The following is a 20,759-nucleotide window of genomic DNA, read 5'->3' as shown; positions in this document are numbered from 1 at the left end:
CCCCTGGTCCGCAAGGCGCCGCGATGATTCAAGGCGCGGGCGGGGTCTGGCCGGTCACGCCGTTCTGCGCCTTGAGCTGGTCGCGGATCTCCATCAGCAGCACCTCGGTGGGCGAGGGCGCCGGCTGGGCCTCAGGCGGCTTTTCGGCCTCCTTGCGGCGGATGGTGTTCACCAGCTTGACCAGCACGAAGACCGCCCAGGCGACGATGACGAACTGGATCACCGTGTTGATGAACGCCCCGTACTGGATAGCCACCAGCTCGATGGCCTCCGTCTCGGGGTTTTCTGGGCGCAGAACCCACCGCAGCCTCGAGAAATCTACCCCGCCGGTAAGCAGTCCGATCGGCGGCATGATCACCTGGTCCACCAGGCTTTTGACGATGGAGTTGAACGAGGCGCCGATGATGACGCCCACCGCCAGGTCGATGACATTGCCGCGGGAAATGAACTCGCGGAATTCTGAGACGATGCTCACGCCAGGAGATCCTCAGGCATAGGAACAGGGAAAGGCAGGGGCCGCGGCTCAGTCGGCGTTGAGGCGCTCGCGCAGTTCCTTGCCGCTCTTGAAGAAGGGGACGTGCTTGGCGCGGACGTCCACCGGCTCGCCGGTGCGCGGATTGCGACCCGAGCGGGCGTCGCGGGCCCTGACCGACAGGGCGCCAAAGCCCCGCAGCTCAACGCGACCGCCCTGTTCGAGGGCCACGATCATCTGCTCGAGGACCACGCCCACCACCCGCTCGATGTCGCGCTGGGTCAGGTGGGGGTTTTCCTCGGCCAGACGGGCGATCAGTTCGGATTTGATCATCGCACTTTCCGCAGGTTCGGCGCGGGGGACCATGGGCGAGTCCCTGAGGATGTTCAAGGCTGTATGCGGAACACTCCCAGGGCTTTCGGGGCGATGGCCATGAAAAAGCCCCGCCCGGCGAACCGGACGGGGCGATCTCAGATCAATGTCCTGAAGCCAGGACGATCAATCCTTGGGCTGGCCCTTTTCGCGCAGGGCCGCACCCAGGATGTCGCCCAGCGAGGCGCCGGAGTCCGACGAGCCGAACTGCTCGATGGCTTCCTTTTCCTCGGCCATTTCCAGGGCCTTGATCGACAGGGACAGACGACGGGCGCCCTTGTCGACATTGGCCACCTGCGCATCGACGCGGTCGCCGACGGCGAAACGCTCGGGACGCTGGTCAGCCCGGTCGCGGGACAGGTCGGACTTGCGGATGAAGGCCGTCATCGGGGCTTCATCATCGCCCAGCCGCACCTCGATGCCGCCCGAGGTGACCTCGGTGACGGTGACGGTGACGGTCTGGCCCTTGCGGTAGGCGTCGCCGGCCATCGGATCGCCGGCCAGCTGCTTGATGCCCAGCGAGATGCGCTCCTTCTCGACGTCGACGTCCAGGACCTGAGCCTTGACCATCTCGCCCTTCTGGTAGCGGGTGATGACTTCCTCGCCCGGCGCGGTCCAGTCCAGGTCGGACAGGTGCACCATGCCGTCGATGTCGTTGTCCAGGCCGATGAACAGGCCGAACTCGGTGGCGTTCTTGACTTCGCCCTCGACGGTGGAGCCGACCGGATGGGTTTCCAGGAAGGCGTCCCAGGGGTTGGCCATGGCCTGCTTCAGGCCGAGCGACACGCGACGCTTCGACGGATCGACGTCCAGGACGACCACTTCCACTTCCTGAGAGGTGGAGACGATCTTGCCCGGATGGACGTTCTTCTTGGTCCAAGACATTTCCGACACGTGGACCAGGCCCTCGACCCCGGCTTCCAGCTCCACGAAGGCGCCGTAGTCGGTGATGTTGGTGATCCGGCCGGTGAACTTGGCGCCGACGGGATACTTGGCTTCCACGCCGTCCCAGGGGTCGGACTGCAGCTGCTTCATGCCGAGCGAGATGCGCTGGGTGTCGGGGTTGATCTTGACGATCTGCACCTTGACGGTGTCGCCCACCGCCAGAACCTGGCTCGGATGGTTGACCCGCTTCCAGCTCATGTCGGTGACGTGCAGCAGGCCGTCGATGCCGCCCAGGTCCACGAACGCGCCGTAATCGGTGATGTTCTTGACCACGCCTTCGCGGACTTCGCCTTCCTGCAGCTGGGCCACCAGCTCGGTGCGCTGTTCGGCGCGGGCTTCTTCCAGGATGGCGCGACGGGACACGACGATATTGCCGCGGGGACGGTCCATCTTGAGGATGGCGAAGGGCTGCTCCTTGCCCATCAGCGGGCCGACGTCGCGCACCGGGCGGATATCGACCTGGCTGCCCGGCAGGAAGGCCGAGGCGCCGCCGAGGTCGACGGTGAAGCCGCCCTTCACGCGGCCGACGATGGAGCCCATGACCGGCTCGTTCAGGGCGTAGACCCCTTCCAGACGGGTCCAGGCTTCTTCGCGGCGGGCCTTGTCGCGGCTGATGACCGCTTCGCCCATGGCGTTCTCGACCCGCTCGAGGAAGACCTCGACGGTGTCGCCCACCGCAACGGTGGCCTTGGAGTCGTCTTCGCCGCCGAATTCCTTCAGCAGGACGCGGCCCTCGGTCTTGAGGCCCACATCGATGATGGCGAAGTCCTTCTCGATGCCCACCACCAGGCCCTTGACCACGGTGCCTTCCATGAAGTCACGGCCGCCGAGCGACTCGTCGAGGAGGGCGGCGAAGTCGTCGCGGGAGGGGGAGAGGCTCCTATCGTCAGCCATAGTGCTCTTTCGTTCGAATTGACGCAGGCGCCCTGGCCGCGCGCGGTCTCAGGGACGGAGTCCTGACGTCAGGTTAGGGGTTGCAACCGAAAACGTGAGGCGGACCTCACGAGATGAATTTGCCCGCAGCCGTACGAGGAAAAGGCGCGGTTGGATTTGCTCGGCCAGTCTTCCGGTTCAGGGAGCCTGGCGGGCGCGCGCCGCCTCGACGATGCGGCGGGCCGCATCGGCGGCTTGGTCTATAGTCATTTCCGAGGTGTCCAGCAAGACGGCGTCCGGCGCCGGCGCCATGGGCGCGGTCGCGCGGCCGGAGTCACGTTCGTCCCGCACCCGGATATCGGCTAGGATCTCCTCCAGGCTGACCGCCTCCCCCTGCCCCGTCAGCTGGCGCCAGCGGCGCTCGGCGCGCACCTCGGGCCGGGCGGTCACATAGAGCTTGGCCCCGGCGCTCGGGCAGATCACCGTGCCCATGTCGCGCCCGTCCAGCACCGCCCCGCCCGGCTGGGCGGCGAAGTCCCGCTGCAGGGCCAGCAGCACCTGACGGACCTGCGGATGCACCGCCACCCGGCTGGCGGCCTCGCCGGCGGAGCGGGTGCGGAAGGCGTCATCGTCCAGGGCCTCAGGCCGAATGGCGCGGGCCACGGCGGCGGCCGCGGCGGCGTCATCAAGATCGCCGCCGGCCTGCTGCAGCAGGACGCCCACAGCCCGGTAGAGCAGGCCTGAGTCCAGAACCGGCAGGCCATAGAGCCGGCCGAGGCCCGAGGCGATGGTGCCCTTGCCCGACGCCGCCGGCCCATCCACCGTAATCACACCCGCCCCGCTCATGCGGGCTGCAGCTCCGTGGCCTGAATCTGTCCGCCCAGGCCGGTCATCATCTCGACGAAGCCCGGGAAGCTGGTGGCGATCATGCCCGGTTCATCCACGCTCACCGGAGCCTCGGCCGCCAGGCCCAGGACCAGATGCGCCATGGCGATCCGGTGATCCCCGTGGGTGGTCACCCGACCCCCGCCCGCCACCGGATGGTTGGCCCGCACCGTGCCGTTGACGATCAGACCCTCGGGCTCTTCCTCCACGCCGACGCCGCAGGCGGCCAGGCCCGCCGCCGTCAGGGCGATCCGGTCGCTCTCCTTGACCCGCATCTCGCCGATGCCGCGCATGATGGTCGGCCCCTCAGCGAAGGCCGCAGCAATGGCGAGGATGGGATACTCATCGATCATGGCCGCCGCCCGCTCCGGGGGCGCCACGACGCCGCGCAGGGCCGAGTGTCGGGCGGTGACGTCACCCACCTGGTCGCCGCCCTCCTCGCGGACATTGGTGATGACCAGGTCGGCGCCCATTTCCTGCAGCGTCGTGAACAGAGCCGCGCGCAGGGGGTTGAGCAGCACGCCCTCCACCGTCACCTCCGAGCCCGGCGTGATCAGGGCCGCCACCAGCGGGAAGGCGGCCGAGGACGGATCACCCGGCACCACCACCTCTGTTCCGCTGAGCGCCTGGCCGCCGGGCACGATGATGCGCCGGGCGCCGTCGGCCATGGGCGCAATCTCCACCTGCGCCCCGAAGGCCCGCAGCATCCGCTCGGTATGGTCGCGGGTCGCCTCGGGCTCGATCACCTCGGCCCCGCCCGCAGCGTGTAGTCCGGCCAGCAGGACCGCGGACTTCACCTGGGCCGAGGGCTCAGGCAGACGATAGGCCGTGTGTTTCAACCCGCCGCCGCGCAGGGTGAGCGGCAGGCGCCCGCCCGACCGGGCGATCCAGCTCGCCCCCATCTCGCCGAGCGGCTTGAGCACCCGGTTCATGGGTCGGCCACGCAGGGAGGCGTCGCCGGTGAAGGTGGCGCTGAGGTCAAAGCCGGCCGCCGCCCCCATGATCAGCCGCACGCCGGTGCCGGCGTTGCCGCAGTCGATCACGTCGAGGGGCTCGGAGAAGCCGCCCCGACCTTCAACGCGCCAGCGACCTTCGCCCAGGCGTTCGACCCGCGCGCCGAAGGCGGCCATGGCGCCCGCCGTGCGTTTGACGTCCTCGCCCTCAAGCAGGCCGGTGATTTCCGTGGTTCCGCTGGCCATGGCGCCGAGGATCAGGGCGCGATGGGAAATGGACTTGTCGCCGGGAGCGCGCACACGGCCCCGCAGCGGGCCGCCGCGGGTCGCGGTCAGTCCAGCCGCCGTGATGGAAATGGACGCCTCCTAAAGGCCTTGGGTTTGTCCGAGGGGCTTTGCTTTTGACAGCCGCCCTGGCCCGTGGCAAGGGAGCCGGCTTCTGTCAAACCGCTCTTTAGGGGATCGCCCACGTGGCAAATCCAGAGTTGGGCGCCAAGCAGGTCTGCCCAAACTGCCAGGCCAAGTTCTACGACCTGACCAAGCGGCCGGCTGTGTGCCCCAAGTGCCATACCGAATTTGATCCGGATGAGGCGGTCAAGAACCGCCGGGTCCGCGGTCGCGCGCCGGCGCCTGAGCCCGAAGCCGAGGCCGAAGATCAGGTCAAGGCCCGTAGCGACGACGACGAGGACGAGGAAGAAGATCTCGGCGCGCCGGAAATCGACGAAATCGAAGACCCCGCCGTCGAAGACGACGAGGACGAGGACGCCGAACCCGTCGAACGAGTCGCCAAGAAGAAGTCCCCCGACGCCGATCTGGCCGGCTTCAGCGATGAAGACGACCTGGAGGACGACGACGACGAAGCCGTGCCCTTCCTCGAGGAAGAGGACGAGGATTTCGACGACGCCGACATCGAGGGAATCCCCGAACCGGACGAAGATTGAGGTCCCGGCGATCAGCCCTGAAAATGGTGCTTGATCGCCGCCAGACCTTTGACTAGGTTCCGCGCCTCTTCGGGAGGGCAAGCCCGCCCGAAGAACCCAGGACCTGGGGCTATAGCTCAGCTGGTAGAGCGCTTGAATGGCATTCAAGAGGTCAGCGGTTCGACTCCGCTTAGCTCCACCATGAAGGCCCGCAGTTGACGCTGCGGGCCTTCGCCTTTTCCCGGGCGCCGGTCTGGCGAAGGCGTCTGCTGGTTGCATTATTCGCCCAGGCAAGGCATAGCCGCCCCCATCGACGGACCCGGCTTGCCGGGTGGCTCGGCCGGGCGCCTATCCCCCGGACAACGAACGGCCCCCTGACGCACCTACCGCGCTGGGCCTGATGAACGACTGAAATCCGAACATATGAATCTGCTCGCTACTCTGAGGCGCGATTGGCTGTCCAATGTGCGCGGCGACGTCCTGGCCGGCATCGTGGTGGCCCTGGCCCTGATCCCGGAGGCCATCGGCTTTTCGGTGATCGCCGGGGTCGACCCCCGGGTCGGCCTCTACGCCTCATTCTCCATCGCCGTGATCATCGCCTTCACCGGCGGTCGCCCCGGCATGATCTCGGCCGCCACCGCGGCCATCGCCCTATTGATCGGCGACCTCGTCCGCGACCATGGGGTGGAATATCTGTTCGCCGCCACGGTGCTGATGGGGGTTCTGCAGATCGGCGCGGGTCTGGCCCGCCTGGGCGGACTGATGCGCTATGTGTCGCGCTCGGTGATCACAGGCTTCGTCAATGCGCTGGCCATCCTGATCTTCATGGCCCAACTGCCCGAGCTGATCGGCATGGGCTGGCAGACCTACGCCATGGTCGCGGCAGGGCTCGGGATCATCTATCTCTTTCCCCGTCTGACCCGGGCTATCCCCTCCCCCCTGGTGGCCATCGTGCTGCTCTCAGGCCTGGCCATCTATATGGGCCTGGATGTCCGTCGCGTGGGCGACCTGGGCGAACTGCCAACAGGCATCCCCTTCTTCCATCTGCCGCAGGTCCCGCTGACGCTTGAGACCCTGCAGATCATCTTCCCCTACGCCGCCACCATGGCCGTGGTCGGCCTGCTGGAAAGCCTGCTGACCGCCACCATCATCGATGACCTGACCGACACCGGCTCGGACAAGAACCGAGAGTGCCGCGGCCAGGGGATCGCCAATTTCGCCACCGGCTTCCTCGGCGGCATGGGCGGCTGCGCCATGATCGGCCAGTCCGTGATCAATGTGAAATCCGGCGGCCGCGGCCGGCTATCAGCCCTGGTTGCGGGGTCCTTCCTGCTGTTCCTGATCGTCGTGCTTGGACCCTGGGTGGCGCAGATCCCCATGGCCGCCCTGGTAGCGGTGATGATCATGGTCGCCATCGGCACCTTCAACTGGGGCTCGATCCGCAATCTGCGCAGCCATCCCTGGTCCTCGTCCGTGGTCATGGTCTCCACGGTGATCGTCGTGGTCGCCACCCATGACCTGGCCCGCGGGGTACTGGTGGGCGTGCTGCTCAGCGGCATCTTCTTCGCCCGCAAGGTGGCCCGGATCGTGGCCGTTCAGAGCACCCTCAGCGAAGACGGCCGAACCCGCACCTACAATGTCCAGGGGCAGATCTTCTTCGCCTCCGCCGACACATTCTCGGCCGCCTTCGACTTCAAGGAGGTGATCGAAAACGTGGTGATCGACGTCTCCCAGGCGCACTTCTGGGACATTTCCGCCGTGGGCGCCCTGGACCGGGCGGTGCTCAAGTTCCGCCGGGAGGGCGCGCAGGTGGAGGTGATCGGCCTGAACGCCGCCAGCGCCACCATGGTCGATCGCTTCGGCCGGCACGACAAGGACGGCGCCGAGATGCAACTCGGCGCCCACTGAGGAGGAACAGCCCATGCCCAAACTGCTTTGCGCTATCGACGCCTCGACCTACGGCCCCAGCCTCTGTGACCATGCCGCCTGGTTCGCCACCCGCCTGGGCGCCAGCGTGGACGTTCTCCACGTCCTCGACCGCGATGAGACCGCCGCCGGGGCCGGTCTCGACCTGTCCGGCAGCGTCGGCCTGGGCGCCAGCGAGGTTCTGCTGGAACAGCTGACCAAGGCCGACGAGGCCAGGGCCCAGGCCGCCCAGGCCCACGGCCGGGCCATGCTGGAGGGCGCCGCCCGGCGCCTGACAGAGGCCGGGGTGGCCGAGGTGGGGCTGATTCACCGGCATGGCGAAGTCGCCCAGACCATCATCGAGCTGGAGGCCGATTTCGACCTGGTGATCATCGGCAAGCGTGGCGAGGGCCGCAATTTCGAGGAGGGCCGCCTGGGCGCCAAGGTCGAGCGGGTGGTGCGCGGCAGTGTGCGGCCAGTCCTGGTGGCGCCCCGGGTCTTCATGCCCATCACCCGCGCCGTGGTCGCCTTTGACGGCGGCGCCAGCGCCACCAAGGCCCTCACCCATGTGCTGGCAAGCCAGGCCTTCGCCGGCCTGGAGGTCATCGTGGTGATCGTCGGAGATCCTGGTCCCCAGCGGAACGCCCGCGTTCAGACCGCCGAGGGCCTGCTGGCGGGTCGGGCGGAGGCTGTGATCAAGACCCTGGCTGGCGATGTCGAAGGCGCGCTCAAGGGCGAGCTCCGCCAGGGCCAGGGGGACCTATTGGTCATGGGCGCCTATGGGCAGTCGCGCATCCGCGAGCTGTTCGTCGGCTCCACCACGACGGCCATGGTGCGGACCGGCAAGGTTCCGGTGCTCCTGTTCCGCTGAGACGGCCCCTGATCCTCAGGGAGGGGCCAGATATTGAAACCTCTGCCCTCCATCGCCAGATAATCGTCAACCGGAAGACTCGCGCCGACCTGTTGGGCGGGCCTTCCGGGGAGTCGCTTTCTGATGAGGACTCGAGGACAGATGAGCCGGACGATCGTATTCGACAGCCCGTTTCTGCTCGGTTTTGAGCACACCCGCGCCCGGATCGAGCGCGCCGCCAAGGCCGCCGCCGAAGCCTATCCCCCCTACAATGTGGAGGACTGCGGCGAAGGGCGGTTGCGGATCACGCTTGCCGTGGCCGGCTTCAAGCCGGATCAGCTGCACGTCAATGTGGAGGATCGGCAACTCGTGATCGCCGGCGCCCGCAAGGATGACGGCGGCAAGGACGAGGACGCCTATCTGCATCGCGGCATCGCCGCCCGGGGCTTCCTGCGCACCTTCGTGCTGGCCGATGGCATGGTGGTCGAGGGCGCTGTCCTGGAGCACGGCCTGCTGCACATCGACCTGGCCCGGCCCGAACCCGAGACCGTCGTCAAGCGCATCCCCATCCGGACGGTCGGTTGAACCCCGATCACCGCTATCGTCCCTCATCCTTTCGGCCGGCCCTCCGGGGCGGCCGAGCAGACGTCAGGCGTCCGGCTGAACCGGCGTGCGCCCGGCGCGTTGCGAACCTGTGGAGGTGGTCATCATGACACCGATCTTATCGACTGAAGCTTTCGCCGCCCTGGGCGCACCGGACCTCGTCTATGTCCGCCCGGTGAAGGCCGCTGAAATCCTGGCCACCGTCCCCGTCCAGGGGGAGGCCATGCATCTGGACCTGGACCCGGACCAGACCTTCTATGCGGTCCACCGAGCCGACGGCGAGCGCCTGGCGGTCCTGACCGACCGCAACGCCGCCATGGCCGCGGCCCTGGCGCACGAGCTTGCGCCCGTCTCGGTCCACTGATGAGCTGACCGCCTAAGCGCCCTCCTTCGGCTCAGGCCGCGGAGGGCGCGGACTCCTGAACTAGCAGGGCGTGCAGGGCGTCCGGCGTGCGGGCCTGGCGGAGATGTTCACGCAGGTCGGCGTTGCGCAGCATGCGCGAGACCCGCGCCAGGGCGCGAAGATGCTCGGTTCCCGCTTCCGGCGGGGCCAGCAGGGCGAAGATGAGGTCGGCGGGCTGGTCGTCGATGGATTCGAACGCCACCGGCTGTTCAACCCGCAGAAACACCCCGCGAATCCGGTCCAGACCCTCGATCCGGGCATGGGGCACGGCGACGCCGTGGCCGATCCCGGTGGAGCCGGCCTGCTCACGCTCGCTCAGCGCGTCGAGAACCGTGCTCGCTTCCAGCCCGAAGTTGCGCGCCGCCAGCTCGGCCAGGTGGGCCAGGATCTGGCGCTTGTCGGTCGCGCTCACACGCAGCGCAATGGCGCCGCGATCCAGAATATCGCCGATCTGCATGCTTGCTTCGGAAGGCCTGTTCTACGGGTCCGAGGCCGCACGGGTCTCGGCGAGGGTCGGGGGTCGACGGGCCGCTGTCAGGCGGCGCCGTTGGAGCCCGTACCGTTCACCGGCCTCGTACGCTCGGGATCAATCCAGCCGATATTCCCATCGGGCCGGCGATATACCACGGACAAACCGCCATGCGCGGCGTTCCTGAACACGATTGTTTGAGCGCCGGTCATATCCAGCTCAAGCACCGCCATGGAAACCGTCATTTCACGGATCGGACGCTCGGTCTCGGCGATGACCATGGCCGCCGGCGCGCCCTCAGAGCCCTGATGGGCATCATCGTCCCAATCGGGCTCATCCTCGCCCTCGGGCGTGCGAAGCACGAAATAGGAGGCGGTCTCGGCCTGTTTGGCGAGCGCCTGCTGATGGTGATCCTTCAGCCGACGCTTATAGCGGCGGACCCGGGTCTCGATCTTCTGCAGGGCGGAATCGAAGGCCGTATGGGCGTCGGTTCCGGTGCCGTGGCTCTGGAGCTGTTGCCCCGAGGCCAGGGTCAGGGCGCAATCCACCTTGAAGGTGTAGCCCTCGCGGCTGACGACAACATCGGCCCCACCGCCCGCGCGGTCGATATATTTGCCAATGCTGTTGGTGAGTTCGTCGGTGACCCGCAGACGCAGGGCCTCTCCGACATCGACGTGTTTGCCGGTGACTTGGACTTGCATAGGTTCAAGAACGCGCCTGTCTCGGGTTGGTGTCAAGTGCGTCAAAGACTGCTCATGGCCACGATGAAAAGCCTGTGGATAACCCCGGCGGCGAGCGCCAGGACCCCCAGGCTCACCGCTGTAGCCACATAGCCCGCCAGGGCGAAAACTCCGTCCCGCTGGAGCAGGGCCACAGCGAACAGGCTGATCGCCGTGGCCGGCAGCAGATTGCCCAACGGCAGGGGCAGCATCAGCACGAAGGCCAGGACCGTGCAGCAGACGCCGATGAGGCGATCGCCGACCGGGCCGAACAGGAAGGTCAGCCGGGCGCTGGAGACCCGCTCCACCTGTTCAACCCTCGGGACCAGTTTCAGGAATGCGCCGCGCAGGACGCCCATGTCCAGCCGTTGAGCCCGCAACCCAGCCGGCATCCAGGGACTGGTCACCCCGAGCGCCAGCTGGGGCGCAAAAAGCAGCAGGGGCGCGCCCAGGAAGGTGGAAGATCCCGGCGGCAGCGGCAGCAGATTGGGCGCGGCGAACAGGAACAGCAGCGCCCCGAACGCCCGGCGGCCAAAGCGGCCGATGAGGGCCCCGAAGTCCTCGGTCTCATGGGACAGGTCACAGAGATCCCGGAGCATCGCCGAGAGGCTCATGCGCCGTTCCTGGTCAGGAATGCCCGTCGTCATGGGTCCCGGGTATGGGCGCGCGGCTCAAGCGGCGCAATCAGCCATGGGGCCAGACGCTTTACAGCGCCGCCGTCTGGGCCTATCGGGGGCGCATGCTGCATCATGCCGCCATGACCATGATTATTAAAACCACTGCGCTTGCGGGCGCAGGGGTCTGGTCGTGGCTGCCCGCAGCCGACTGACGATCCCTGCTTGACCCCGCCGGAAGGATGGGGTCGGCCAAGGAAAGCCAGCCTCCCTCCGGCCAGACCCCGGAGGCTCCCATGCCGCAGTCCCTCGCAACGTCCCTGGTCCGCCCGGCGCCCGCCAAGACCGACATGGCCCGTCCCCTGACCGTGGCCATTGTCGGCGCCACTGGCGCCGTGGGCGCCGAGCTGATCGGCTGCCTGGAGCGCCGGGACTTTCCCGTAAAGGCGCTGCGGCTGCTGGCCTCGCCCCGTTCGGCAGGAACGGTCCTGAGCTTTCGGGGGGCGCCGGTGACCGTCCAGGCCCTGGATGAAGCCAGTTTCGACGGCGTCGACCTCGCCTTCTTCTCCGCCGGCGCCACCCTGTCGCGCCGCTATGGTCCGCTTGCGGTCGCCGCCGGGGCCTGGGTGGTGGACAATTCCTCGGCCTTCCGCATGGACCCCGACACCCCCCTGGTGACGCCGGAGGTCAATGGCTGGCGGCTCGGCGAGATGGACGGCCGGCTGGTGGCCAATCCCAATTGCGTGGCGGCCATCGCCGCGGTGGTGCTGGCGCCGCTGCACGCGAGACGGCTGATCGTCCGGCTGATCGGCTCCACCTATCAGGCCGCCTCGGGCGCCGGGGCTGCGGCCATGGCCGAACTGCGGGACGCCACCGCAGCAGCCCTGGCCGGCCAGGCCTATGCGCCCCAGGTGCTCGCCCACCCCTACGCCTTCAACCTGTTCAGCCACGACGCCGGGATCGATCCGGAGACGGGATATAATGGCGAGGAACTGAAGGTGATGGCCGAGCTGCGCCGCCTGCTGGGCGCCGCCGACCTGCCGGCCAGCTTCACCTGTATCCGGGTGCCGACCCTGCGGGCCCACGCCATGGCCCTGACCGTACGGTTCGCCGAGCCGGTGAGCGTGGCCGAGGCCCGGGCATGGCTCTCGGCCGCAGACGGGGTCCGGGTGGTGGACGACCAGGCCGCCAACCACTTCCCCATGCCCGCCGAAGCGCAGGGCCAGGATGATGTGCTGGTGGGCCGCATCCGTACCGATCTGTCCGACCCGTCCGGCCGCAGCCTGTCCCTGTTCGTGGCGGGCGATCAGCTGCTGAAGGGGGCGGCGCTCAACGCCGTGCAGATCGCTGAAGCTCTGAGGTCGTCGGGGCGGCTCTAGAGCGCGTTCCGATAAGTGGGAACCGGTTATCGGATCAAAACGCGCTCAGGCTCTAGACCGCTTCCTTCATCGCCCGCCGGCGCTCCACCGAGGAGGGAATCCGCATGGCTTCCCGGTACTTGGCGACCGTCCGGCGGGCGATATCGACGCCGCCGGCCTTGAGGATTTCGACGATCTGGTCGTCGGAATGGACGCCGGCGCCCTGGGCTTCGGCGTCGATGAGCTGGCGGATCTTATGGCGCACGCTCTCGGCCGAATGGGCCTCGCCGCCGGAGGACGAGGCGATCGAGGAGGTGAAGAAGAACTTCAGCTCGAACAGGCCCCGGGGGGTGGCGATATACTTGTTCGACGTCACCCGGCTGACCGTGGATTCGTGCATGCCGATGGCCTCGGCGACGGTCTTCAGGTTCAGGGGCCGCAGGTGCTCCACCCCATAGGCCAGGAAGCCGTCCTGCTGGCGGACGATCTCGCTGGACACCTTGAGGATGGTCTTGGCCCGCTGGTCGAGGCTGCGGACCAGCCAGTTGGCCGTGGCCAGACAGTCGGCGACGAAGGTCTTTTCCTGGTCCGACCGCGCGCCGCCGGAAACCTTGGCGTGATAGCGCTGGTCCACCAGCAGGCGCGGCAGAGTGTCGCTGTTCAGCTCCACCAGCCACAGGCCCCCCGGGCCCTCGCGCACGAAGACATCGGGCGAGACCGGCTGGCTCGGCTCGCCGCCGAAGGCCGCGCCCGGCCGCGGCGTCAGGGCGCGCAGCTCGGCGAGCATGTCGCGCAGGTCCTCGTCATCGACGCCGCAGGCGCGCTTCAGACCCGCCATGTCCCGGCGGGCCAGCAGGTCGAGATTGTCCAGCAGCGCCGACATGGCAGGGTCGCAGCGATCACGCTCGACCAGTTGAAGCCGAAGGCATTCGGCGACATCGCGCGCAAAGACGCCGGTGGGCTCCAGGCCCTGCAGACGGGTGAGGACTCCCTCGACCAGGGCGAGCTCGCAGCCCAGGCGCTCGGTGGTCTCGGTCAGGTCGAGGCGCAGATAGCCGCCCTCGTCCACTCCGTCGATGAGCACCGCGGCGACCGCAGCCTGCGGCGGCGTGAAGCCCAGCAGGGCGGCCTGGTCCGTCAGATATTCGGCGAGGCTCTTTTCATGGGCGGCCAGGCCGTCAAGGCCATCCCCGTCGCCTTCGAAGGTTCTGCCCTTGCCGGCCTTGGACCAGTCGATGGCGCCGCCGGCTTCACCAGCCTCGCTCCCGTCGCCGGTGGCCCGCTCACCAGGCGAGACGTCGTCATGGGCGGCGTCCAGGTCGCTCTGGGCCGAACCGGCGGCCACCTCGTCCAGGGCCGCCTCGGCGCGGGCCTCGCCAGCGCCGTCGGCGATCTGCGGGGCGGGCTCTGCCTCCCCCTCGTCCCGGGCCAGCAGAGGGTTCCGCTCAAGCTCGCCCTCGACATAGGCCTCCAGCTCAAGGTTCGACAGCTGCAGCAGCTTGATGGCCTGCTGCAGCTGGGGGGTGATGACCAGCCCCTGCCCCTGACGGATCTCGAGTCGCGCGCTGAGCGCCAAGGTTCAGCCCTCCTGGCCTGCTTCTTGCTGGCAAGGCTAGACGGCCATCCCACACCGATTGGTTAACTCCGCGCGGGCCTGCGACGATTCAGGTCGGCGGTTTCGGCGTAGCCCCTCGGCATGCTAGGCGCAGACCCTCAGAACACGAGTTTCATAAGGGAAGACGCCAATGTCCGATTCTGCGCCCCTGCGCCCCGAAACCCTGGTCATTCACGCAGGCGCGACGCCTGATCCGGTGACCAAGGCGAGGGTCACGCCGATCTACCAGACCACCTCCTACGTGTTCGACGATTCCGATCACGCCGCGGCCCTGTTCAATCTCGAGGCGGCCGGCAACATCTATTCCCGCCTGGGCAACCCCACATCGGGTGTGCTGGAGGCCCGCCTGGCCACCCTGGAGGGCGGGGTCGCGGCGCTTGCCGTGGCCAGCGGTCATGCGGCCCAGCTGCTGGTCTTCCACACCCTGATGGAGCCCGGCTGCAATATCGTCGCCTCGCGCAAGCTCTATGGCGGGTCGATCACCCAGCTCAGCCAGAGCTTCAAGCGCATGGGCTGGGGCGTCACCTTCGTCGAGGAGCTGGAGCCGCAAGCCTTCGCCCAGGCGATCAACGACAAGACCCGGGCGGTCTTCATCGAGTCCATCGCCAATCCAGGCGGCGTGGTCATGGATATCGCCGGCATCGCCGACGTCGCCCATGCCGCGGGCGTGCCCCTGGTGGTCGATAATACGCTCGCCACCCCCTATCTCTGCCGGCCGCTGGATCACGGGGCCGACATCGTCGTCCACTCCCTGACCAAGTTCCTGGGCGGCCATGGCAACTCCATCGGCGGGGCCATCATCGACGGCGGCAAGTTCGACTGGACCAGCGGCCGCTGGCCCAATCTCAGCGCCCCCAATCCCCGCTATCACGGCAAGGTCTTCACCGAGGCCTTCGGTCCGGCCGCCTTCGTCGTCGCCTGCCGGGCGCTCGGCCTGCGCGACCTGGGGCCGGCCATCTCGCCGTTTAACGCCTTCATGATCCTCACCGGCATCGAGACCCTGGCCCTGCGGATGGAACGCCACTGCGCCAATGCCCAGACCGTCGCCGAGTGGCTGAAGGCCCACCCCAAGGTCGCCTGGGTCTCCTATGCGGGTCTGGCCGGCGATCCCAGCCATGAGCGGGCCAAGCGCTACGCGCCGAAGGGCGCCGGTGCGGTCTTCACCTTCGGCCTCAAGGACGGCTACGCCGCCGGCGTCAGGCTGGTGAGCGCGGTCAAGCTGTTCTCCCACCTAGCCAATATCGGCGACACCCGCAGCCTGATCATCCACCCGGCCTCGACCACCCACCGCCAGCTTGAAGAGGCCGATCAGATCGCCGCCGGCGCCGGGCCTGACGTGATCCGCCTCTCGGTGGGTCTGGAGCATGTGGACGACATCATCGCCGACCTGGACCAGGCCCTGGCCGGCCTCTGAGGTCCGCAAGCCGCCACCCCGCAACCGTCACCCTCGGGCTTGACCCGAGGGTCCATGCGCACAGCCGCTCGCCGGTGGTCATGGAGGGTCGGATCAAGTCCGACCATGACGGGAGAGGGGTTGTGCGACCGCCCTCGTCCTTCGAGGCCCTGCTGTCGCAGGGCGCCTCAGGATGAGGACGGAGTGAGACGCCCGCACCCACCTCCCTCAACCTGAGGTGTGAGCGAAGCGAGCCTCGAAGGACGCAAGGCCTGACCGCGGTCAGCCCCCGAAGCTGTCGCCCAGATAGACCCGGCGGACCTCGGCGTTGTCGATGATCTCAGACGGTGAGCCTTCGAACAGCAGCTCGCCCGCATGGATGATTGCGGCGCGGTCGATGATGTCGAGGGTCTCGCGGACATTGTGGTCGGTGATCAGGATGCCGATCCCCCGACCCTTCAGATAGGAGATGACCTCGCGGATGTCGGCGATGGCCAGGGGGTCGATGCCGGCGAAGGGCTCGTCCAGCAGCATGAAGGACGGCTCGCTGGCCAGAGCCCGGGCGATCTCCACGCGGCGGCGTTCACCGCCGGACAGGGAGATGGCCGGGGCGTCGCGCAGATGCTCGATGTGCAGCTCTTCCAGCAGCTGGTTCACCGTGGCGCGGGCCCGGGCGCCGTCGCGCTCGCGCAGCTCGACCACGGCCATGACGTTCTGGGCCACGGTCATGCCGCGGAAGATCGAGGTCTCCTGCGGCAGATAGCCCAGACCCATCCGGGCGCGCTGGTACATGGGCTGGGCGGTGATGTTCTCGCCGTCCAGATAGATGGCCCCGTAGTCGGCGGCGATCAGGCCGGTGATCATGTAGAAGCAGGTGGTCTTGCCCGCCCCGTTGGGACCGAGCAGGCCCACCACTTCGCCCCGGGCCAGGCGCAGGGAGACGCCCTTGACCACCGGACGGCCGCGATAGGACTTGCCGATATTGTCGACCACCAGGCCTTCGCCTGGCGCAAGGCCCTGCGCGCCGGCCGCCTGGGGTTTGTCGAGCACCTGGTCGGCCCCCTTAGCGCTTGGCCGCAGGCTGGCCCTGCGTCTGATTGGGATAGAAGACCCCGCGAACGCGGCCTGGCGTACCAGCGCCCCGGGCGCTGGTCTCCATCCGGGCCTGACCGGTGGCCACCTGGATCACCAGGCGCTCGCCACGCAGCACGTTCTGGCCCTGGGCGGCGACCACGTCGCCGGTCATGGTGATGGTGTCGCTGGCCGCGTCATAGACCGCCGCATTGGCCCGCACCCGCTGGGCGGGCGTCACGTAGTAGACCGAGCCCTGGGCGTCCAAGCCCTGGAGCGCGCCGCAGGAGGACTCCGCGCCCGTGCGCGCCGGACGGGCGGCGGCGTAACGAATGGTCAGCACGTCAGCCCGCAACCGGGAATTGTCCTGCAGGGCTTCAGCCGACCCACGCCAGATGGCCAGGCAGCGGGCGTTGATCACCTCCAGCTCATCGGCGGTGATGTCCACAGGCGCATTGGAGCCCGCCGCCAATTGGGCGTTCGCCGGGGTGGCCGGCGCCGCGAGCAGGGCGGCCGCCAGCATCAGGGCCGACAGGGGCGTCCGCTGGCTGGCTGCAGGGAGAAATGTCATCTCAAGACGCCTCTTTCGCATCATCGCGGCGAGTTCGGAGTGATGGTGCCGCTCACGCCGCCCTTGAAGACCATGCGCTCGCCCTTGTCGTACACGCCATAGGACTTTGCACGAATTTCTCCAAGGGGGCCGGCGCCGGTGATCAGGCCCTCGCCCTCGAGTACGCCGGTGGTGGTGTCGAACACCGCGCTGCCGGTGTCGAAGGCCGCATCCGGGTCGTTCAGGCTCACATCCCCCTGCAACCGCAGGAGGCCGTCGCCCTCGTGGAAGACGCCGGACTGGGCCGACAGGCGCATGGGGCTCAGACCCTCGCCATCCAGCACCATGGCCGGACGGTCCAGCACGACGCGCTGATAGTCATCCTCGTCGCGCACGGCGCTGTTGGCCGTGATGACGAAGGAGCGGCCCTGGGCGTCGCGGCCCATGAACCGCGGATTGACCAGCCGGATCGGCGCGTCGGACTCCTCCGGCTCGGCCGGGGCGCCGGCCAGGCTGTTATAGGTCACCAGTCCCGCGAGGCTGAGAACGATCACTGCGATGATCGCCGGCAACACCACCCTCAGCCGCAGAATCAGCTGCGAGCGACGTCGCCAGCGCCCCATGGCCAGGGCCGAGGCCGGCCCGCGGGCCTCATATGCCAGGGCGCTCACCAGGGCCTCATGTGTGGGCGAAGATGTCGGAGTCTTCCCATCCGGCCACGTCCAGCAGGGCCCGATGCGGCAGGAACTCGAAACAGGCCCGCGCCAGGCCATCGCGGCCCTCCCGGGCCAGCATGCCGTCGAGGCGGGCGCGAACAGCGTGCAGGTGCAGAACGTCGGAGGCGGCATAGGCCACCTGATCGTCGGAGAGGGTGGCCGCGCCCCAATCCGAGCTCTGCTGGGCCTTGGACAGGTCGACGCCCACCATCTCGCGGGTCACATCCTTTAGCCCATGCCGGTCGGTATAGGTCCGGGCCAGCTTGGAGGCGATCTTGGTGCAGTAGACGGGCGCGGTCATCACCCCCAGATGGAGATGGAACATGGCGATGTCGAATCGCCCGAAGTGGAAAATCTTGGTGATCGCGGGATTGGACAGCAGGGCCTTCAGGTTCGGCGCGTCATAGGTCGCCCGGTCCAGCTGGACCAGATGGGCGTCCCCGTCGCCTGCCGAGATCTGCACCACACAGAGCGGGTCGCGCCCCAGACGCAGGCCCATGGTCTCTGAATCAACCGCCACCGACTCGACGCCATCGAACAGGCCTGCCGGCAGGTCGCCCTTGTGAAGATGATTGGCCAAGACCGCTTGCTCCGCAGATGGCGCGGGCCTCGCCGCGCGGCTTTGGGATGTCCTGCGGGGGAGCAAAGGACGGCCACCCCCGCGGAGACCTGAGAAAGGGGTGGTGCCCAGGAGAGGACTCGAACCTCCACGGCCGTTAAGCCACTGGCACCTGAAGCCAGCGCGTCTACCAATTCCGCCACCTGGGCCCGGTCCGTCGGATCGGGAGGCGGGACTACTAGGGAAAAGCCAGACGGGCGTCAACGGACCTTTTCATCGGAAATTGAAGTCGCATTGCAGCAGGGGTCCGCATCGTCTATCCGGGCGGCTCGGGAAGTTTGCAAATCAACGGGCCGGGCCATGCAGGATCTCGTCACCGTCTTCGGCGGATCGGGCTTTGTGGGAAGTCAGGTGGTGCGGGCTCTGGCCCGGGCCGGGCATCGGGTGCGGGTGGCTGTGCGCCAGCCCGCCCGGGCCTATGACCTTCTGCTGCTTGGCGATGTGGGCCAGATCCAGGTGGTCCAGGCCAATATCCGCGACAAGGACTCCGTGGCCCGGGCGCTGGACGGGGCCAGCGCCTGCGTCAACCTGGTCGGCGTTCTCTATGAGAGCGGCCGTCAGAAGTTCGCCAGCCTACATGCCGAAGGCGCGCGCAACGTGGCCGAGGCGGCCAAGGCCGCCGGCGTCGCCCGTATGGTCCAGGTCTCGGCCATCGGCGCGGACGCGGGCAGCCCTTCGGTCTACGCCCGCACCAAGGCGGCCGGCGAAGCCGCCGTGCGCGAGGCCCTGCCTCAGGCGGTGATCCTACGGCCGTCCATCGTGTTCGGGCCGGAGGACGATTTCTTCAACCGCTTCGCCGCCATGGCCGTGCTGTCGCCGGCCCTGCCGCTGATCGGCGGCGGCAAGACGAAGTTCCAGCCGGTCTTTGTCGGCGACGTGGCCCGGGCCGTGGCCGCGGCCCTGGTCAATCCCGCCAGCGCGGGCCAGACCTATGAGCTTGGCGGTCCCGCCATCCTCACCTTCCGTCAGCTTCTGGAACTGGTGCTGAGCGAGACCCAGCGTCGCCGATTCCTGCTGCCCCTGCCCTTCGGCGTCGCCAGCCTGATCGGCCAGGTGGGCAATCTCGTGGCCCTGACCCCGATCGCCCCACCGCTGACCACCGACCAGGTGGCGCAGCTGAAGGTGGACAATGTCGCCAACCCGGCCCTGCCGGGCCTGGCCGAGTTGGGGGTCGAGGCCACCGCCGTGGAGTCTGTGGTGGGGTCCTATCTCTATCGCTACCGCAAGGGCGGTCAGTTCGCCGAGCCGCCGGAACTCGATATCGGCGCCACCCCGGCGTAGCGGGCGCGCGGCCGGATCAGGCCGCCGGTCTGCACCTGTTCGATGGCGTGGGCGATCCATCCCGCGCAGCGGGCGACCGCGAACAGGGCGAAGGGCGCGTCCTTCGGCAATCCCAGAACTTCCGAGAGCGCCACCAGGGCGAAATCCACATTGGGCCGCTGGCCGGTGGCGCCGGCCACCGCGACCCTCAGCGCCGCGAGGTCCGCCGGCGGCTCGAACCGGGCCAGCAGGGCCTCGGCGCGGGGATCGCCTTCCGGATAGAGGGCGTGGCCGAAGCCCGGCAGGCTGCGGTCCTGGGCCAGCCGCGCGGCGATGGCGGCGGCCGGCCCCAACTGCGCGGCCTCTGACGCCAGGGCGCGCATGGCGTCGCCAGCTCCCCCGTGCCGCGGCCCCGACAGGGCCGAGAGGCCCGCCAGCGCCGCGGCCGACAGGGACGCGCCGGTGGAAGCCGCCACCCGGGCGGCGAAGGTCGAGGCGTTCAGCTCATGGTCGGCCAGCAGCACCAGGGCCCGGCGGATCAGGTCGGCGCCGCCATCCCCCCGGGCGCAGCCCCAGGCCTGGCCCAGGCGCTCGTGGATGGCGCCGCTGGCCGGCGCCCCGGCCACAGCATCGGTGAGCACATCCAGCAGGGTGGCGGCCTCCACCGCCAGCGCCAGGGGATGGCGGCCGAGCGCCGGCGGATCGATCCCGGCCCGCTGGGCCAGGGCCGTAAAGGCCCGGGCCCGCATGTCGGAGCCGGTCGGCGACGCGCCCCGGGCGGTGCGCTTCAGGGCCGCCCCGTCGCCACCTCGCAACAGGCGGGCCACCGCCTCCAGGGTCTGGCTCTCGGCCAGTTCGGCGGCGTCGCGGCCGCGATAATAGAGGGTCCCGCCGATGACGGTGGTGATGGCCGAGTCCAGCACCGGCTCCCCCCAGGCGATGGCCCCGGCGGCCACCGCGGCGGCCTTGCGGCCCCGGACCTTTCGTTCCGCCAGGGCCGCCACATCGGCGGCGCGGTAGAGGCTGCGGCGGGGGTCGGCGGGATCTGGCCGGGCGGTCAGGCGCCCTCGGCTGGCATAGGCATAGAGGGTCTGGCTGCGGACATTGAGCCGGGCGCAGGCCTCGTCCGCGGCGATCCAGTCGGTCATGAGGTCTACATTGATTATATTGATCAAGATTGACGGTGGAGCCTGC

The 20,759-nt window shown here is 68.5% G+C and carries 23 protein-coding genes, 2 tRNA genes and 1 other annotated feature; of the genes, 10 read left to right on the top strand and 15 right to left on the bottom strand.

Annotated features, from left to right (window positions below; genetic code table 11):
• Positions 1 to 28: 28 nt before the first annotated feature.
• From mscL to aroA, 5 genes are all read right to left on the bottom strand, one after another.
• Positions 29 to 475, bottom strand: coding sequence for a large-conductance mechanosensitive channel protein MscL (gene mscL / locus Q8N19_RS11105; protein ID WP_305590626.1), 447 nt, complete (start codon positions 473 to 475; stop codon positions 29 to 31).
• 48 nt (positions 476 to 523) lie between these two features.
• Positions 524 to 805, bottom strand: a complete 282-nt coding sequence (locus tag Q8N19_RS11100; RefSeq protein ID WP_293320148.1) for an integration host factor subunit beta — start codon at positions 803 to 805, stop codon at positions 524 to 526.
• A gap of 165 nt (positions 806 to 970) precedes the next feature.
• Positions 971 to 2,683, bottom strand: a complete 1,713-nt coding sequence (gene rpsA / locus Q8N19_RS11095; protein ID WP_305590623.1) for a 30S ribosomal protein S1 — start codon at positions 2,681 to 2,683, stop codon at positions 971 to 973.
• 177 nt (positions 2,684 to 2,860) lie between these two features.
• Positions 2,861 to 3,508, bottom strand: a complete 648-nt coding sequence (cmk, locus tag Q8N19_RS11090; RefSeq protein ID WP_305590621.1) for a (d)CMP kinase — start codon at positions 3,506 to 3,508, stop codon at positions 2,861 to 2,863.
• Positions 3,505 to 4,851, bottom strand: coding sequence for a 3-phosphoshikimate 1-carboxyvinyltransferase (gene aroA / locus Q8N19_RS11085; protein ID WP_305590695.1), 1,347 nt, complete (start codon positions 4,849 to 4,851; stop codon positions 3,505 to 3,507). The genes cmk and aroA overlap by 4 nt, the downstream gene beginning before the upstream one ends.
• 119 nt (positions 4,852 to 4,970) lie before the next feature.
• Between aroA and Q8N19_RS11080 the strand changes: the two genes are divergently transcribed.
• The 6 genes from Q8N19_RS11080 to Q8N19_RS11055 all read left to right on the top strand — a co-directional run bounded on the left by Q8N19_RS11080 (position 4,971) and on the right by Q8N19_RS11055 (position 9,142).
• Positions 4,971 to 5,441 carry a TIGR02300 family protein gene (locus Q8N19_RS11080; protein ID WP_305590619.1) on the top strand — a complete coding sequence of 157 codons (471 nt, stop codon included), beginning with the start codon at positions 4,971 to 4,973 and terminating at the stop codon, positions 5,439 to 5,441.
• A 105-nt stretch (positions 5,442 to 5,546) separates the two neighbouring features.
• Positions 5,547 to 5,622: transfer RNA gene (locus Q8N19_RS11075), tRNA-Ala, on the top strand.
• A gap of 110 nt (positions 5,623 to 5,732) precedes the next feature.
• Positions 5,733 to 5,785: a sequence feature (sul1 is cis-regulatory element that is thought to sense ions involved in sulfur or methionine metabolism; They are found in Alphaproteobacteria), on the top strand.
• Positions 5,786 to 5,849: 64 nt separating this feature from the next.
• On the top strand, positions 5,850 to 7,328 hold the full coding sequence (locus Q8N19_RS11070) for a SulP family inorganic anion transporter (RefSeq protein WP_305590693.1): 1,479 nt from the start codon (positions 5,850 to 5,852) through the stop codon (positions 7,326 to 7,328).
• A gap of 13 nt (positions 7,329 to 7,341) precedes the next feature.
• Complete coding sequence (locus Q8N19_RS11065) at positions 7,342 to 8,196, top strand: universal stress protein (RefSeq protein WP_305590617.1); 855 nt, start codon at positions 7,342 to 7,344, stop codon at positions 8,194 to 8,196.
• Positions 8,197 to 8,337: 141 nt separating this feature from the next.
• Complete coding sequence (locus Q8N19_RS11060; protein WP_305590615.1) at positions 8,338 to 8,760, top strand: Hsp20 family protein; 423 nt, start codon at positions 8,338 to 8,340, stop codon at positions 8,758 to 8,760.
• Positions 8,761 to 8,884: 124 nt separating this feature from the next.
• Complete coding sequence (locus Q8N19_RS11055) at positions 8,885 to 9,142, top strand: DUF1150 family protein (RefSeq protein WP_305590613.1); 258 nt, start codon at positions 8,885 to 8,887, stop codon at positions 9,140 to 9,142.
• 31 nt (positions 9,143 to 9,173) lie between these two features.
• On the opposite strand, the gene ptsN is transcribed toward Q8N19_RS11055, so the two are convergent.
• From ptsN to Q8N19_RS11040, 3 genes are all read right to left on the bottom strand, one after another.
• Positions 9,174 to 9,638, bottom strand: coding sequence for a PTS IIA-like nitrogen regulatory protein PtsN (ptsN, locus tag Q8N19_RS11050; RefSeq protein WP_305590611.1), 465 nt, complete (start codon positions 9,636 to 9,638; stop codon positions 9,174 to 9,176).
• 77 nt (positions 9,639 to 9,715) lie between these two features.
• A complete protein-coding gene (hpf, locus tag Q8N19_RS11045) occupies positions 9,716 to 10,351 on the bottom strand; it encodes a ribosome hibernation-promoting factor, HPF/YfiA family (protein ID WP_305590609.1) in 636 nt (211 codons plus the stop codon).
• Positions 10,352 to 10,392: 41 nt separating this feature from the next.
• Entirely contained in the window at positions 10,393 to 10,983 is a 591-nt protein-coding gene (locus Q8N19_RS11040; protein ID WP_305590607.1) for an exopolysaccharide biosynthesis protein, read from the bottom strand.
• A 44-nt stretch (positions 10,984 to 11,027) separates the two neighbouring features.
• On the opposite strand from Q8N19_RS11040, the gene Q8N19_RS11035 reads away from it, so the two are divergent.
• Together Q8N19_RS11035 and Q8N19_RS11030 are read left to right on the top strand one after the other, a co-directional pair.
• Entirely contained in the window at positions 11,028 to 11,198 is a 171-nt protein-coding gene (locus tag Q8N19_RS11035; RefSeq protein ID WP_305590605.1) for a hypothetical protein, read from the top strand.
• Between the two features lie 81 nt (positions 11,199 to 11,279).
• The gene (locus tag Q8N19_RS11030) at positions 11,280 to 12,362 is read left to right on the top strand and encodes an aspartate-semialdehyde dehydrogenase (RefSeq protein ID WP_305590603.1); all 1,083 of its coding nucleotides are present in this window, start codon (positions 11,280 to 11,282) and stop codon (positions 12,360 to 12,362) included.
• Positions 12,363 to 12,414: 52 nt separating this feature from the next.
• Here the strand turns inward: Q8N19_RS11030 and rpoN are convergent, their stop codons facing one another.
• Entirely contained in the window at positions 12,415 to 13,917 is a 1,503-nt protein-coding gene (rpoN, locus tag Q8N19_RS11025) for an RNA polymerase factor sigma-54 (protein ID WP_305590601.1), read from the bottom strand.
• A gap of 169 nt (positions 13,918 to 14,086) precedes the next feature.
• Between rpoN and Q8N19_RS11020 the strand changes: the two genes are divergently transcribed.
• Complete coding sequence (locus Q8N19_RS11020; RefSeq protein WP_305590599.1) at positions 14,087 to 15,370, top strand: O-acetylhomoserine aminocarboxypropyltransferase; 1,284 nt, start codon at positions 14,087 to 14,089, stop codon at positions 15,368 to 15,370.
• A 261-nt stretch (positions 15,371 to 15,631) separates the two neighbouring features.
• Here the strand turns inward: Q8N19_RS11020 and lptB are convergent, their stop codons facing one another.
• The 5 genes from lptB to Q8N19_RS10995 all read right to left on the bottom strand — a co-directional run bounded on the left by lptB (position 15,632) and on the right by Q8N19_RS10995 (position 18,454).
• The gene (gene lptB / locus Q8N19_RS11015) at positions 15,632 to 16,399 is read right to left on the bottom strand and encodes an LPS export ABC transporter ATP-binding protein (RefSeq protein WP_305590597.1); all 768 of its coding nucleotides are present in this window, start codon (positions 16,397 to 16,399) and stop codon (positions 15,632 to 15,634) included.
• Between the two features lie 13 nt (positions 16,400 to 16,412).
• Positions 16,413 to 16,991 (bottom strand): LptA/OstA family protein, encoded by a 579-nt coding sequence (locus tag Q8N19_RS11010; RefSeq protein ID WP_305590595.1) that lies wholly within the window; start codon positions 16,989 to 16,991, stop codon positions 16,413 to 16,415.
• A gap of 20 nt (positions 16,992 to 17,011) precedes the next feature.
• Positions 17,012 to 17,641: an LPS export ABC transporter periplasmic protein LptC gene (lptC, locus tag Q8N19_RS11005; protein WP_305590593.1), complete on the bottom strand. Its 630-nt coding sequence runs from the start codon at positions 17,639 to 17,641 to the stop codon at positions 17,012 to 17,014.
• Positions 17,642 to 17,648: 7 nt separating this feature from the next.
• Positions 17,649 to 18,266: a ribonuclease D gene (locus Q8N19_RS11000; protein ID WP_305590591.1), complete on the bottom strand. Its 618-nt coding sequence runs from the start codon at positions 18,264 to 18,266 to the stop codon at positions 17,649 to 17,651.
• Between the two features lie 101 nt (positions 18,267 to 18,367).
• Positions 18,368 to 18,454 (bottom strand) — tRNA-Leu (locus Q8N19_RS10995).
• 151 nt (positions 18,455 to 18,605) lie between these two features.
• On the opposite strand from Q8N19_RS10995, the gene Q8N19_RS10990 reads away from it, so the two are divergent.
• Entirely contained in the window at positions 18,606 to 19,586 is a 981-nt protein-coding gene (locus tag Q8N19_RS10990; RefSeq protein WP_305590589.1) for a complex I NDUFA9 subunit family protein, read from the top strand.
• Here Q8N19_RS10990 and Q8N19_RS10985 read toward each other — a convergent pair.
• The gene (locus Q8N19_RS10985) at positions 19,538 to 20,713 is read right to left on the bottom strand and encodes a citrate synthase (protein WP_305590587.1); all 1,176 of its coding nucleotides are present in this window, start codon (positions 20,711 to 20,713) and stop codon (positions 19,538 to 19,540) included. The genes Q8N19_RS10990 and Q8N19_RS10985 overlap by 49 nt on opposite strands.
• Positions 20,714 to 20,759 lie beyond the last annotated feature (46 nt).

Origin of the sequence: Phenylobacterium sp. (assembly GCF_030693405.1) — a bacterium.
Classification (GTDB): Bacteria; Pseudomonadota; Alphaproteobacteria; order Caulobacterales; family Caulobacteraceae; genus Phenylobacterium.
Note: the sequence above shows the minus strand (reverse complement) of the source record. Positions and strands in the feature narration are given on the sequence as shown.

Bases quoted from the DNA above. Each gene is read 5' to 3' on its own strand.
- Q8N19_RS11100 (WP_293320148.1), bottom strand. From the start codon at position 805: ATGATCAAATCCGAACTGATCGCCCGTCTGGCCGAGGAAAACCCCCAC.
- rpsA (WP_305590623.1), bottom strand. From the start codon at position 2,683: ATGGCTGACGATAGGAGCCTCTCCCCCTCCCGCGACGACTTCGCCGCC.
- cmk (WP_305590621.1), bottom strand. From the start codon at position 3,508: ATGAGCGGGGCGGGTGTGATTACGGTGGATGGGCCGGCGGCGTCGGGC.
- Q8N19_RS11065 (WP_305590617.1), top strand. From the start codon at position 7,342: ATGCCCAAACTGCTTTGCGCTATCGACGCCTCGACCTACGGCCCCAGC.
- Q8N19_RS11060 (WP_305590615.1), top strand. From the start codon at position 8,338: ATGAGCCGGACGATCGTATTCGACAGCCCGTTTCTGCTCGGTTTTGAG.
- Q8N19_RS11055 (WP_305590613.1), top strand. From the start codon at position 8,885: ATGACACCGATCTTATCGACTGAAGCTTTCGCCGCCCTGGGCGCACCG.
- ptsN (WP_305590611.1), bottom strand. From the start codon at position 9,638: ATGCAGATCGGCGATATTCTGGATCGCGGCGCCATTGCGCTGCGTGTG.
- hpf (WP_305590609.1), bottom strand. From the start codon at position 10,351: ATGCAAGTCCAAGTCACCGGCAAACACGTCGATGTCGGAGAGGCCCTG.
- Q8N19_RS11040 (WP_305590607.1), bottom strand. From the start codon at position 10,983: ATGAGCCTCTCGGCGATGCTCCGGGATCTCTGTGACCTGTCCCATGAG.
- Q8N19_RS11035 (WP_305590605.1), top strand. From the start codon at position 11,028: ATGGGCGCGCGGCTCAAGCGGCGCAATCAGCCATGGGGCCAGACGCTT.
- Q8N19_RS11030 (WP_305590603.1), top strand. From the start codon at position 11,280: ATGCCGCAGTCCCTCGCAACGTCCCTGGTCCGCCCGGCGCCCGCCAAG.
- Q8N19_RS11020 (WP_305590599.1), top strand. From the start codon at position 14,087: ATGTCCGATTCTGCGCCCCTGCGCCCCGAAACCCTGGTCATTCACGCA.
- Q8N19_RS11010 (WP_305590595.1), bottom strand. From the start codon at position 16,991: ATGACATTTCTCCCTGCAGCCAGCCAGCGGACGCCCCTGTCGGCCCTG.
- Q8N19_RS10990 (WP_305590589.1), top strand. From the start codon at position 18,606: ATGCAGGATCTCGTCACCGTCTTCGGCGGATCGGGCTTTGTGGGAAGT.
- Q8N19_RS10985 (WP_305590587.1), bottom strand. From the start codon at position 20,713: ATGACCGACTGGATCGCCGCGGACGAGGCCTGCGCCCGGCTCAATGTC.